This is a genomic window from Sulfobacillus thermosulfidooxidans DSM 9293 (genome assembly GCF_900176145.1).
Lineage (GTDB): Bacteria > Bacillota > Sulfobacillia > Sulfobacillales > Sulfobacillaceae > Sulfobacillus > Sulfobacillus thermosulfidooxidans.
The window spans coordinates 2,442,778-2,457,246 of the sequence record NZ_FWWY01000001.1 but is presented as its reverse complement, the minus strand read 5'-3'; the positions used below and the strand labels follow the sequence as shown (position 1 = coordinate 2,457,246).

Genomic DNA, 14,469 nt, shown 5'->3' with positions numbered 1-14,469 from the left:
TCGCGCGCTGATGTTCCGTCGCCAAAATGGTTCAGGTTGATTGCCCTTAGTATTTTATTACTCTTGATTTTGACCTCGCTCGTAGAGGACTTTTGCTGGCACGACTTTTTCCATATGCCGTCCACAATCGTCCAGAGAAGAAAAGCCATAATGTTTATAAAGGCCATGGGCATCACGCGTGACCAAATAAAATCGTCTTAATCCTTGCAGATCGGGATGATCCATAATCGATTCCATTAACCACTTACCCAACCCTTGTCCTCTATAAGGAGTCAAAATAAAGACATCGCATAAATAAGCGAAGGTCGAAAAATCTGATATAACCCGAGCAAATCCCAATTGCGTATTGTGCTGATAAATCCCAAAACATAACGAATGCTCCAAGCTTTTCTCAAAAACATCCCGGGGCAATCCTAAAGACCAATACGCTTCATGATGGAGATAAGAAAATATAGTTTCCTTGTCAAGCAAGGCCGGATCCGTGGATACGATAAAAGAATCCTTCATCCGTGCGAATGTTTGCATCCTGTCCGTGTTTACTCCTTTGCGGTGATGTTGTTCCTCTAAGGAATTTATAAGACTCTATGGCATTCGTCAGCTCTCGCAATTCTTCCTGCTTGCTGAGACCATTATCCAATGCAGAAATAAGCCTACCATCTTTTATTTGTTCTCTATAGAAATTGCGGCGATATTTATACAAGTTTTCTGGATTATTTTGTGCCAACACACAACGTCAAATCTTCCATCACTGAGTATAATTTCTTACGTAGATATGATATTTAATGTCATTTTAACGCCTTGTAATCTGATGTTCCTAACATTGTATTCAAATATCTTCTCATTACGTGTTACATTGATGCCCGATGCGTAAGGTATGATGCGAAGTCCCGTGAGAGATATGCGGCACCATTGATCAATGTGTTCTTTACAATACCCGTCGATCCACACACGATGCGTGATGTTCACCTCGTCAACATGAACAGGAGGAACCATGTGAAAAATATCACAGATCACGTGTTTGTCTTTACCAGTGTGGTGCAACAACTCAACAGCATCGTCATCATCGACGATGATTATCTTGTTGTCGTGGATCCCGGATTTTTTCCTGGTGAAATCGCAGCGCTTCGTAGCTTTTTAAAGCCCTATGAAATTCCCTCGCGAAGTCGTCTACTCATTCTGACTCACTCCCATTTTGACCACATCGCGGGAGTTCCATATTTTCCGGAATATGCAGTCGTGACCTCTAGTGCGTGGGACCGCGACAATGAAGAACGTGCCATCCGGCAACTTGAACACTTCGATACCGAATTCTATGTCGACAGGCCGTGGGAACAAGGATCCTTACCATTCGCAAAAATCCACTATCCTGTGCACCACCACGAAACCGTCGGCCCCTTTCAGTTCTTCCATACTCCGGGGCACACTCTTGACAGCATGAGCTTTACCTATAAGAACGTTCTGTTCGTTGGCGACTATTTATCAAGTCTAGAATTCCCTTTTATTAATGCCTCATTGCCCGATTACAAGCACAGCCTTCAGGTAATCACCGAATTGGTTCAACAATCGTCCATTACCACTCTCATGTCCCAACATGGACCGCCCGCTGATGGAACCGAAATTTCGGCACGGATTGACTCAGCTCATGGTTATATTGATGACTTATGCCACCTCGTCGAAACCGCAAAGCAACAACATGACGCCTGGTCTGATGTGCTCGCCCAAGCCAATTCCCTGTTCTATCAAGGTCGTCCTATACCCCTAGGACTCAAGTCAGCCCATGAACGGAATCTCAAAACGATTTGGGAGGAATACCATCAGTCCCTACACCCGTCATCATTCCCGAAAAGTTAAAAGACGGAATCGAAAAATACGCATTGAGCCATGAAGGAGGAATTTCTATGACCCGTTCCGAATCCCAGACCTCGTCGTTACCCCGCAATGCGGTGAATTTTTGGCATGTCTTAGCTCAAGGTCTCATATCAAATGGCCCCTTGGCCTCCATGGTCGCCGCGTTAACGGCCGCTGCTGGATACGCCTTAGGCGCCTTGCCCTTAGCCTATTTATTAGGGGGTCTCATGGTGTTTTTGTGGATCAATACCCCCTATCAATTTTCCAAGAAGCTCGCAGGTGCCGGCGGTATGGCATATTTTGTGGGCCGCAGTATGGGAGGACGCTGGGGATACTTGGCTGGGGTTGCCTATGTAGTCTATTATGCCGCGCTCTTGGCCACCAATATTGTCTTTTTCTCCTTATTGGTACAGTCTGTAGCCCCTCAGCTTGGATGGAATATGCCCACTCAGATGGCGTATGTCTTTACCATCTTGTTCGTCATTCCTTCCACCATTCTGACCTATCTGGGCGTCCGTTCCTCCCTCAATTACGGTGTGATTACGGCCTTAGTCGAAATGGTTATGCTCCTGATTTTAAGTGCGGTCATTATCTTTTCTCCGCACACCATCAATACCGCCGCCGTTTATCATCCGGCTTTAGCTGCTCATGGCATTAGTGGGTTAGCCGTCGGCGCCCTGGTCGCATCCTTTGGCATGTCGGGTTCCACAGCCGCCGTCTATTTGGGAGCCGAAGCAAAAACGGCTCACCGGACCATTCGGGCAGCTTTGTATTTAGCTTCCGGCCTTGTTGTCCTGATGTTTATCATTGTCTCCTATTCCCTAACCGTCGGCTGGGGTTACTTACACATGAGTCAGTTTGCACAGTCCAGCATTCCCGGCCTCCTTATCGTCCAACATTATTTAGGATTAAAAGCCGAATTGCTGTTTGTTCTTTTCGTGCTCAACAGTCTTATCGGGATGAATGTCGCCAGCACAATCGTGGTGACCCGCATCACCTTGACTTTTGCTCATAGTGACTTGTGGCCCAAATTTCTTGGCCGGATCCATCCTAAATATCAAACGCCATATGCTGCTGTATTAACTGTAGGCGCTGTTGCCGTCCTTGCAGGGCTCTTAGCCGAAAGTATTTTGGGACTCTCCAACGCCTTCTTGGTCTTAATCCTCATTGCCACGATGGGAGAGTTTCTTGGTCATGCGTTGGGTAACGTCGGCTTATTGAAATTTTATGACCGTAGCGCCCGTTATCATGTGATTGCCTTTGGCATATTGCCCGCTCTGTCTTTAGTCTTAATCGCCTTTGGGGTGTTCTTTACCTTCTATCCCCCTATAGTGCCTGCCGTATATGCGCCCATTATCATGATTGGTTCTCTGGTTCTTGCCTACTTTCACTATGGATATCACTTGCGAAAACGAAGCCAGCCTTTAAGTGAAGCGGTGCTGCTTCACTTTAGCAGTGATCATCCTGAACCCTTAGCAGAGTTTGAAGAAGAAAATCGAAGTCGAAGCGGAATAACAGGATCCCCTGTTATTCCCTCTTCCATGTTTGAGAGGTATTTCGATGAAGGGGACAAAAGCATGGCATTTCCGGAAACACACCTACCATCCTCAACAACATGGCTCCATAGGCCTCTTCACAAGATTTTCCGCTATTCAGACGGCATTGTCCCCAATCTGGCGGCCTTAATCTATATTTTCGCGGGCTATTTTGGGGGCTGGTTCTTACTGTTTTCCCGACACATCGCGCTCTTTGTTCTCGGGATTATACTATTAGCCCACAGCATGATTATCTCGGCCTATTTCTTTCACGAGTTGGTGCATCACACCATATTTCGCTCAAAATCCACGAACGCACGCATGATGACAGTCATGAGTTGGATTAATGGAGGCTGCTTATCCTACCTTCCCAGGGCCGAAAAGAAACATCTGGCCCACCATTTTCAAAAAGCCGATGTCATCTCCTTTGACTTTCGCGCCTGGTTACACAAACATCCCCTCTTCGCCAAGATGGTCATGCTGTTAGAGTGGGCATATTTTCCAGCCGTTGAGATGCTCATGCGCGGGGTGATGGTTATTCAACCATTTTCACAGCGCTTGCCTCACCGTTACCGCGTATTAACCACCCTCATCATCCGGAGCGCCTTATGGTTGGGCATTTTATGGTGGCATTGGCCAGCCGCTTTGGGGTATGTTCTCGCAACCCTGTTGTTTATCACCGTGCTTCGCTTTATCGACGCGTTTCAGCATACCTATGAACCTATTGTGGCAACACCCGGAGCGCCCTCGCCGGAAATTCCATCGCGGAGTAGAACTTACGAAGAAGAGAATACCTATACCAATTTGCTATCACAAAAGTGGCCCGTTTTGAATCTCCTCGTCCTCAATTTTGTTTACCATAATGTCCATCATGCCATGCCCAGTATGCCGTGGCACCGCTTACGCCAGTATCACGATCAGCATTATGTGCAAGAGGCGAAACCGTCCCAAATTCTGCCGTTTCGTCAACAGTTGATCTGGTATCACCGCTACCGTGTCGCTCGCGCTGTCACCTCAGATTATGGGAATATCGACAGTGGATTTGTCGGAGCGGTAGGTGTCTCATTTCTCACCGTACTATAACTCTCTTTTCTTTCCGATTAATGATTATCAAATCAGGGGACGGTGGCGAACTAACGCCACCGCCCTACCTGTTATGGAATGCATTCCCGTATCCGGGAACGACTCAAAATGCGCTGCTGCATCTTGAGAAAAACCCTATTAAACAACAAATGACACAACAAAAAGTGACGTCCTACAAATCTGTCAGGAGAATAGCGAGACCCCCATCATCTTATTCTTCTGCGCTCTTTCTTTCCTTTTTTCTATTTGTTCCCTGCCTGCAAACTGTCTCGGTAAGCTCGCCATCCCCCATACGATGAAATATCTGGGTAACCTTCGCATAGTTCTCTCACCGATAAAATGCCGCGCATCGCATGACCATCACTCAACCAAATAGATCCGGCATAGAGACCAAGCTGCCGCTCATTGGCCATGATTTGCGGCCACAGGCTATGAGGAATCTCATATATTTCCCCAGGAACGGGGTACCCATCTTCGAAAGGTTGCGCCATCACCATTGCGGGATAGCGATCATCAATGGAAAATAACCGGTAAATAGGGGCTGTGACGGCGTCTTTGATATAGTTGGCTCCTTGCATCATATCGTGCATAGATAAACCTCGCATCAATTCTCCATTAACAAAAATTGTCATCCATTTGCACCCCTTCTGGTCAGTTCGTATCGCAGCGTCCTTAGAAATTTCTCATAATGCCGTCATAATTTACTCACGATCGACCAGGTCGATCAGCCATTGACCCGGCCGCACTTGATCTCCAGGTTTCACATAAATTGCAGCCACCACGCCAGAGGTAGGTGCGACAATGGCAAACTCCATTTTCATGCTTTCCAACACCACCAGCGTCTGAGCGTCCGTGACCTCGTCACCCACTTGAACTAAGACTTTCCAAACACTGCCGGGCAAGGTGCTCGGTACGGCGGTTCCAAGTACCACGTGCTCTGTTTCTTGTGATAAGGCCGCCGTATCTGCCGAAACATATTCCGCCACACCCAAAGCACGCCATCGGTCGCGTTCGGCTTGAAAGCTCTGTTGTTGACGCCGGCGAAAGTTTTCGACACTCGTCTGAATGTGGTCGAGTTCTCGCAAGTAACTGCCCAAGTCAAATATCGTCTCCTGGATATCGACCTCAAAGCGTCCGCGAAGAAAATCTTGCCGGAGTTGGAGGAGTTCTTCTGCAGACACCGGATAAAATTGAATTTGATCGAAAAAGCGAAGCAACCACGGTCGGCGGGGTTGAAAACTTTGGGTCGTGCGCCATTTATTCCACATTTGCACTGTCCGCCCAACAAATTGATAGCCTCCGGGTCCCTCCATCCCATAGACACATAAATAAGCGCCACCGATTCCCACCGCGTTTTCCGGAGTCCATGTGCGTGCCGGGTTGTACTTAGTGGTAATAAGGCGGTGGCGGGGATCGATCGGCGTTGCCACGGGCGCCCCGAGATAGACATCTCCGAGCCCTAAAACGAGGTATGTTGCTGAAAACACGATGTCTTTGACATCGTCGATCGCATCAAGACCGTTAATCCGGCGGATAAACTCCAAATTGCTCGGACACCATGGCGCATCCGGCCGCACATTTTGTTGGTAACGCTTAATGGCCAGTTGGGTCGCGGGATCATCCCACGATAACGGTAAGCGAACAATGCGCGAGGGTACGGAGATGGATTCCAACGGGGGAAGATAGTCATTGACCTGACGCACGATATCCGCCATTTTTTGGAGAGTCATTCGCCGAGGATCGAAATGAATATGCAGCGAACGAATCCCTGGCGTCAGATCAATGATGGGCAACTCGTCAATGTTTTGCAGGGCCGTCATTAACGCATGGACCTGAAAGCGCAGTCGCAAATCTAATTCCATCGGACCATATTCGACTAAGAGCGCTTGGTCGCCATCGGCCCGGATCGTCATCGCAAATGGAGACGACCGCGAATTTTGGTAAAGCAACGGGTAATTTGGTGTATTGGCTAACTGGCCTGACTCAGCAAAGAGACACGCGGGTAATGCTCTCATGTCTTCTGCCAAATGCTGAAGAAAATCCTCCTGTTGGGTTAAGCACTGTTCCGCTTCTTCTATGGTTAATAGCCGAAAGGAGATGGTGTCTCCCGGCCGCAATTGCCCGATTTTCCATAATTCTGCCGTGGCCGTCGTCACGGGACAAACAAACCCACCGAGACTCGGACCATCAGGCCCTAAGAGAATCGGCATATCCCCCGTTAGGTCCAATGTGCCAACAGCATACGCGTTATCATGAATATTAGAGGGATGAAGACCCGCGTCGCCCCCATCTTGGCGCGCCCAGGGAGGTGGGGGACCAATAAGTCGTACCCCTGTGCGTGAACTGTTGAAATGCACTTCCCATGTCGTCTGCACGAGCAGAGGCAGGTAGCTCGGTTGAAGAAATTCGGTTGAGCAATGGGGACCGGGAATGACGCCAATTGTCCAATGATGGCTCATGGCGGGTTGTTTCGTTGACGGCAAAGTGCCCCGAAAGGGCTTGATTGGATCCTTGCGGCATATTCCAAGAACATCGCCGACTTGTAACGCACGACCGCTATGCCCACCAAATCCTCCTAATGTGAAGGTGGACCCGCTCCCTAACGTTTTGGGAATATCTAATCCTCCCGCTACCGTAAGATAGGTCCGCATGCCATAAGCAGCTTCGTCCAGCTGCAATACCTGCCCCCGTTTGGCCATCATGGGATGATATAAGGGTATGGGCTCCCCATCGAGTCTTGGATTCATGGGTGCTCCGGTTACACAAAACCAGATATCATCACGGAAGCGGTAGGTCCCACCGCGTAGGGTCATTTCAAGACCTGGGGCGCCTTCCTCATTACCTAACAACAAATTGCCCAAGCGAAAAGACAAGGCATCCATCGGACCACTCGGAGGGACTCCCACCTGCCAATAGCCAAGACGTCCAGGCCAGTCTTGAACCGTGGTTTGTAAACCCGGATTTAAGACTTCTAAAGCAGGTTCGGCCGGATTAAAATCGGCAAGGAACTGCGTAAACACTGTTCCCTCAATGACCGCTGGTTGTTCGAATAAGGATCGTAAGTAATGGCGGTTTGTCGCCACGCCATAAAAACGGGTATGGTCTAAGGCCGCGCGCATTTTTCTAAGCGCTTCATCCCGTGTTGGACCATGGACAATGATTTTCGCCAACATGGAATCATAATAGGGCGAAATCACAATACCGGGACGAACCCATGTATCGACCCGGGCAAAGTCCGGAAATTCCACGGTATCAATAAGACCCGTGCTGGGACGAAATTGGTTGCCCGGGTCTTCCGCGTAAATTCGGACTTCAAGACTATGTCCTTGGGGTTGCAACGTATCAGAAAACCCGTCAATAAAATCTCCAGCAGCTTCCTTTACCTGCCACTCTACCAAATCGATACCAAAAATTTCTTCCGTAATGCCGTGTTCCACTTGAAGCCGCGTGTTGACTTCCAAAAAATAAAACTGGGTTGAATCCACATCATAAATAAATTCGATGGTGCCTGCATTGCGGTAATGCACGATTTCAGCTAACCGTTTAGCAGCCTGTTCCATTCTTGCACGGACTTCAAAAGACAACCCGGGGGCTGGAGTTTCTTCCACGACTTTTTGATTCCGGCGCTGTAACGAACAATCTCTTTCGCCTAACGTGACAATCTCGCCGGTTGCTTGCCCAAAAATTTGCACTTCAATATGTCGTGCCTGGGGAATATATTTCTCAACGAACACCCCACCGTTGTGAAAGTGAAGCGCGGCAACCCGGGTAACGGACTCAAAGGCTCGCGTTAATGCGTCCGGGTCCTGACAGATCTGCATTCCAATGCCGCCACCACCGGCCGTGGCCTTTAACATCACCGGATATCCAATATCCGATGCGACTTCAAGCGCTTGGTCCAGGTTCTCTAGTAATCCTGAGCCGGGAACAATCGGAACACCCGCTTGTTCCGCAATGGCCCGGGCGGTATGTTTTTGACCAAACATGGCGATGTGTTCCGGAGAGGGACCAATAAAAGCGATGCCTTTTTCTAAACATTGTTGGGCAAACTCCGCATTTTCGCTAAGAAATCCGTATCCGGGATGCACGGCGTCCACCCCCATGGCCAGGGCCGTATCGAGAATTACGCGTGCATTTAAATAACTTTCCGGAGCCGGGCCTTCGCCAATACACACCGCCTCATCCGCCACGTCGACATGCAAACTGTCCTGGTCAGCTGATGTATATACCGCAACCGAAGCAATGCCCATCTTCTTCAATGTCCGGGCAATACGGACGGCAATGGCGCCACGGTTGGCAATTAGCACTTTGTTAAACATGGCTCTCCCTCAATTCGGATTAATTTTCCCAAATCACGAGACGAATGGGCGTGGGATTATAGGCGTTGCAGGGATTATTCAGCTGAGGACAATTGCTGATTAAAACCAGGGTACGGGTGAGAGATTCTAATTCCACATAGCGACCGGGAGCCGAAATCCCATCAGCAAACTCTAAAGATCCGTCAGAGGTGACAGGAACATTCATAAAGAAATTGATATTGGGTGCTAAATCGCGCTTTTGTAAACGGTCATCATAGCGGGATAACTGCAACATAAAGGTATCGCGACAATTATGCATCCACTCCAAAGACCGGTCATAGCGCACCCCATTACTTTGAGCGGAACAGGCTCCGCCGACGGTGTCATGACGCCCGCATGTATCGGCCACAATGCGCAAAAGCGCCTTGCCCGACTCGGCACGGAGGATCGTCCCTGTGGTCAGATACAAGTTACCTTGTCCCGTTATGGTCGCGATGGCACTGTAATGATCTTCAAGATTGTCAGCATCATAAAATAAGGTATCGACAGCTTGATTGCCTTCCAAATCGATAATCCTAAGGACTTGCCCGGGTTGCAATGTGTGCGTCCATCCTTCTCCCGAAGGCAATATCCGGTCATAAATGGCGTCTTCCACTTTACGCGGACTTTCAATCAAGGGCATCTCGTTCATCCTTTCCTCTTCTCAAGCTTTTTTATCTAGGCATTACGCAGGGCATAATACTCCCAAGTATTTTCAAAAGCCCTGAGGTTTTCTGGACAATGTGTGACACAAATGTCATCACCGCCCACCGGATTCGCTGGCAAAATGTCAACCTGTACTGGGGTCGATGGATAGGTGGAGCGGGGATCCAAAGGATTTGGCGTATTCGACAAAATAAGCAATAAATCCATATCGGTCCGCAAGGTCACCTGACCCCCTTGGGGACAGTGGTTGGGATGAAATATCAACTGGCCATCATCGTCCACCGAAACTTTCGCGAAGAGATTGACAGGCGGAACCAAATCGCGCAAAGTCAAACCATTTCGCACCAGTTCAACAGCAAAATTCTCTTGACCACTGCGAAACCACTCATTGCGCTCATCTTGATAACGGGTGACACCGTATTTCCTATCGATATCATGGCGGAAACTATAGCCACTTATGGTATCATGCCAACCCACGGTATCGGCGGTAATACTCGCGAGCACCCGCCCGTTATCACTCATGAGGACATTCCCTGCGGTTAAATAGGCCGTGTGTTGAGCTTTCAAGGTATCTGGCATGTTATACCGTTCACATGGATTCCAAGCATTATAGAGCAACATCGAGAGATTGGCACCGCCTTCTAGCGCGGTAAAGCGTAACAACTTGCCGCGGCCCACAATTCCCGACCATTTGCCTCCAGGTCGCAAGGTTTTACTCCACATAATTTCCATTTGGCAGAAACCTCCCTGTGATAAGAAGATGGCGTTTTATAAAAAAGCCTGGGAGACTCCCAAGACTGCCGTCTTGATGAAATCTCCCAGGCTTTTATCCTTCCGTGTAGCTCAATCGTGAGCCGTTTGCTCTTGGACCAGTCCTAGTCTTCCCAGCGGAACCCTAGCAAACCTTTGATGAAATTTGTGCTTATGGTAGCAGACCACTCATCCATTGTCAAAATGTTTCCGCAATCTTTGGTTATCTTAACAAAAATAGCATCTATGGGAAAGACTCATGTTTCAATTCCTCATAGGTAGGCTACAAACACAAAACTGGACACGCCAGGAATGTTGACGGCCTGTTTCAATTCCTCATAGGTAGGCTACAAACCCGACAACCCGCCTGGGCGAAGCCCTTTATCAGCGGTTTCAATTCCTCATAGGTAGGCTACAAACAGGGGGCTTGGTGCAAATCGTGGATCTCACCACCGGGGTTTCAATTCCTCATAGGTAGGCTACAAACTCTCGACATAACCGCGCCGCATCTCCTCGGAAATATGAAGTTTCAATTCCTCATAGGTAGGCTACAAACTTACCAGATTGGGCATATGCGATGGCCCAGTCAGCTTGTTTCAATTCCTCATAGGTAGGCTACAAACTCTCGCTGAAGCTCATCTTTTTAGCCGAGAACGACGCCGTTTCAATTCCTCATAGGTAGGCTACAAACGATCCGATACCCCTTGTATCGGATCACACAAAGATGGTTTCAATTCCTCATAGGTAGGCTACAAACTCAATCACGCGCTGGTTGCTGAGGAAGTTGGTGGCGTTTCAATTCCTCATAGGTAGGCTACAAACCAGCAGCCTATGGGGGATCCCCGCCGGTGACGGTGGAGTTTCAATTCCTCATAGGTAGGCTACAAACTTGGTCTCACTTGGACTATCCTAATCTTAGTGAGACGTTTCAATTCCTCATAGGTAGGCTACAAACTACCGCACCAGCATTAAGTCGGCTTGGGATGATTTGGTTGTTTCAATTCCTCATAGGTAGGCTACAAACTGGGCATCCGCGCTATTCGGGTCGCCACCAAAGTCTTGTTTCAATTCCTCATAGGTAGGCTACAAACGCTACCTGTGCCATCGCCGGTATCGAGGAGCAGAGTTCGTTTCAATTCCTCATAGGTAGGCTACAAACCCCCGGGCTGTCCCGAGCAATTCCACCCAGCTCATGACCGGGTTTCAATTCCTCATAGGTAGGCTACAAACCCAAGGTCCTCTCCTCCCTTCCAGACCATTACCAGAATGTTTCAATTCCTCATAGGTAGGCTACAAACGGCGCTTGCTCCGGATGGGGTTCCAGTTTGTCGCCGTGTTTCAATTCCTCATAGGTAGGCTACAAACCAATACGTCGCGCACGTGTCCCCGATGTGGACTGATCGAGTTTCAATTCCTCATAGGTAGGCTACAAACGCGGAGGACGGGAGCCGCATCAACATCGTGCACCAGTTTCAATTCCTCATAGGTAGGCTACAAACGTCATACTGCCCCGAAGCCACCATTGCGGTTGCAATCATCGTTTCAATTCCTCATAGGTAGGCTACAAACCGAGCGATTCTGAATGCGGACCCCGCAGACACTATTGCGTTTCAATTCCTCATAGGTAGGCTACAAACTCTAGATTATACCTCGATACCGGGAGTTGCGAAGATGGTGTTTCAATTCCTCATAGGTAGGCTACAAACATGGCCGACGATGATTGCGGCGCAGCCGAAGAGGGTTTCAATTCCTCATAGGTAGGCTACAAACATACCGGTTCAGCAGGAAAAGACCGCCGACCAGGACAAGTTTCAATTCCTCATAGGTAGGCTACAAACTCCGACATCACTGAGCCAAACGGATTCGTGATCGAGGTTTCAATTCCTCATAGGTAGGCTACAAACCCGGGCTCTACGCCTCCGGTCACGACGCCTACCGTTGATAGTTTCAATTCCTCATAGGTAGGCTACAAACTGGGAAACACAGTCTATTACTGCGATACAGATTCTTGTTTCAATTCCTCATAGGTAGGCTACAAACTCCTGCAAATGATGATGGGGTTTTGGTCGAATTCTTCGTTTCAATTCCTCATAGGTAGGCTACAAACTCTAGTGATGTCGGCTGGGGTTGTGAAGCTGGCGGGCAGGTTTCAATTCCTCATAGGTAGGCTACAAACGACGTGGCTCCTACGCTGGAGGCGGTGGCATTATGAAGAGTTTCAATTCCTCATAGGTAGGCTACAAACGTTAAAATCCGTGCCGTTTATGGCTATGTCGATTTTTTGTTTCAATTCCTCATAGGTAGGCTACAAACTAGCTGTAGCCAATTCTGATCACATCCTTTCTATTGTTTCAATTCCTCATAGGTAGGCTACAAACATGATTGCGCTGGCGATTGTGTTGGATCGTGAGATTGTTTCAATTCCTCATAGGTAGGCTACAAACACCCCGAGTCGAAACCTCCACCGTATCGGCGCTGGTTTCAATTCCTCATAGGTAGGCTACAAACGACACCGACTGCCGAAGAGGTATTGTTGATGACCGGTTTCAATTCCTCATAGGTAGGCTACAAACACTTCTATCTCTTTGACAGCACGTTGTCCACCTACTCGTTTCAATTCCTCATAGGTAGGCTACAAACCGATCATCACGGCACTCAAAAAGGCGTTCGATGTTGTTTCAATTCCTCATAGGTAGGCTACAAACCGTCATCATCCCCAGTCGGCACCACGGCCTATTCGGGTTTCAATTCCTCATAGGTAGGCTACAAACTGGATCCGTCAAGGTGTACGTGGTGGAGCTTTTCGGAGTTTCAATTCCTCATAGGTAGGCTACAAACATCAAGTTCGGGTTGCTGATTTGCGGATTCGCCGAGAGGTTTCAATTCCTCATAGGTAGGCTACAAACCCGGACGGCTCGTTGGACATCTTTGAAGCTGCTTTCGGGGTTTCAATTCCTCATAGGTAGGCTACAAACGAGAGCTCCGAGACGCCGCCTTTGATGCCGGTGAGGTTTCAATTCCTCATAGGTAGGCTACAAACTCACCGTCCCGAACGTGAGCGATTTGTGGAAGGACGGGTTTCAATTCCTCATAGGTAGGCTACAAACTCAAGCGAGCCACATCCGGAAGCTTAGGCAGTGCGTTTCAATTCCTCATAGGTAGGCTACAAACCAAAGAAATCCCTCCTTTAGATCGGGAGCCGAAGGTTTCAATTCCTCATAGGTAGGCTACAAACGGTTCAGTCGTAGAGGAGGGTTAGCGTGGTTACTGATTGTTTCAATTCCTCATAGGTAGGCTACAAACGCTGGCAACGCAGTCGAAGTTGATCGACGATCTGGATGTTTCAATTCCTCATAGGTAGGCTACAAACGTCGGAAACCCGGGCGAAGGAGTGGGAGACGGCTCAGGGTTTCAATTCCTCATAGGTAGGCTACAAACTGGTGGTGTACAATGCCGGCCAAGACTGGATGTATGTGTTTCAATTCCTCATAGGTAGGCTACAAACCGGACAGAACTCCATTCTGTCCGATACGGGATATATTAGTTTCAATTCCTCATAGGTAGGCTACAAACTGAATCTGATATAATAGAGGTATGGAACCTATTGTGTGTTTCAATTCCTCATAGGTAGGCTACAAACATTCCGTGATCATTGAGATGGGCATGGGAGCCACGGCGCGTTTCAATTCCTCATAGGTAGGCTACAAACTGTCTGAGGCGTGGATCATGAATGCGGGCGATACCGAGTTTCAATTCCTCATAGGTAGGCTACAAACCCGAGGACCGGCCAGCCGGGTGGGATCTTTTTGATGTTTCAATTCCTCATAGGTAGGCTACAAACTGGGTGCCGCTTGTTGCGGATGCGCCGGTGCCGGCACCAGTTTCAATTCCTCATAGGTAGGCTACAAACGTTCGGCTAAGCGTTTGCGGTCCTTTTCCAGTTCGAGGCGTTTCAATTCCTCATAGGTAGGCTACAAACGATCCTGCACCGAACTGACGACGCGGAAAAGCTCGGTTTCAATTCCTCATAGGTAGGCTACAAACCCGGACCACGTGTGGGACCCGGACCAAGAGAATCCGAATGTTTCAATTCCTCATAGGTAGGCTACAAACGCGGAACTGGCCGTCCCGGCCCTCACGGATTTGCGGGTTTCAATTCCTCATAGGTAGGCTACAAACGGGAAAATGATTCATTTTTTTAGCTCCTTTGGTCCGTTTCAATTCCTCATAGGTAGGCTACAAACCCATTT

General features: G+C 48.6%; 7 protein-coding genes, 1 CRISPR repeat array and 1 riboswitch. Of the genes, 2 read left to right on the top strand and 5 right to left on the bottom strand.

Annotated features, from left to right (window positions below; all coding sequences use genetic code 11):
* Positions 1-57 precede the first annotated feature (57 nt).
* Positions 58-525: a GNAT family N-acetyltransferase gene (locus tag B8987_RS12285; protein WP_020373561.1), complete on the bottom strand. Its 468-nt coding sequence runs from the start codon at positions 523-525 to the stop codon at positions 58-60.
* A gap of 468 nt (positions 526-993) precedes the next feature.
* Between B8987_RS12285 and B8987_RS12280 the strand changes: the two genes are divergently transcribed.
* Together B8987_RS12280 and B8987_RS20025 are read left to right on the top strand one after the other, a co-directional pair.
* Positions 994-1,851, top strand: a complete 858-nt coding sequence (locus B8987_RS12280) for an MBL fold metallo-hydrolase (protein ID WP_020373560.1) — start codon at positions 994-996, stop codon at positions 1,849-1,851.
* A gap of 47 nt (positions 1,852-1,898) precedes the next feature.
* Entirely contained in the window at positions 1,899-4,466 is a 2,568-nt protein-coding gene (locus B8987_RS20025) for an amino acid permease (RefSeq protein WP_020373559.1), read from the top strand.
* A 242-nt stretch (positions 4,467-4,708) separates the two neighbouring features.
* Here the strand turns inward: B8987_RS20025 and B8987_RS12265 are convergent, their stop codons facing one another.
* The 4 genes from B8987_RS12265 to B8987_RS12250 form a co-directional block, all read right to left on the bottom strand.
* Positions 4,709-5,098 (bottom strand): allophanate hydrolase-related protein, encoded by a 390-nt coding sequence (locus B8987_RS12265; protein ID WP_020373558.1) that lies wholly within the window; start codon positions 5,096-5,098, stop codon positions 4,709-4,711.
* A gap of 69 nt (positions 5,099-5,167) precedes the next feature.
* Positions 5,168-8,785, bottom strand: a complete 3,618-nt coding sequence (gene uca / locus B8987_RS12260) for an urea carboxylase (RefSeq protein WP_020373557.1) — start codon at positions 8,783-8,785, stop codon at positions 5,168-5,170.
* Positions 8,786-8,804: 19 nt separating this feature from the next.
* Positions 8,805-9,446 carry an urea amidolyase associated protein UAAP2 gene (locus B8987_RS12255; protein ID WP_020373556.1) on the bottom strand — a complete coding sequence of 214 codons (642 nt, stop codon included), beginning with the start codon at positions 9,444-9,446 and terminating at the stop codon, positions 8,805-8,807.
* Positions 9,447-9,481: 35 nt separating this feature from the next.
* Positions 9,482-10,201: an urea amidolyase associated protein UAAP1 gene (locus B8987_RS12250; protein WP_020373555.1), complete on the bottom strand. Its 720-nt coding sequence runs from the start codon at positions 10,199-10,201 to the stop codon at positions 9,482-9,484.
* Positions 10,202-10,282: 81 nt separating this feature from the next.
* Positions 10,283-10,379, bottom strand: a riboswitch (guanidine-I (ykkC/yxkD leader).
* A gap of 101 nt (positions 10,380-10,480) precedes the next feature.
* Positions 10,481-14,463: direct repeats of the CRISPR family, unit length 30 nt; unit sequence GTTTCAATTCCTCATAGGTAGGCTACAAAC.
* Positions 14,464-14,469: the final 6 nt, after the last annotated feature.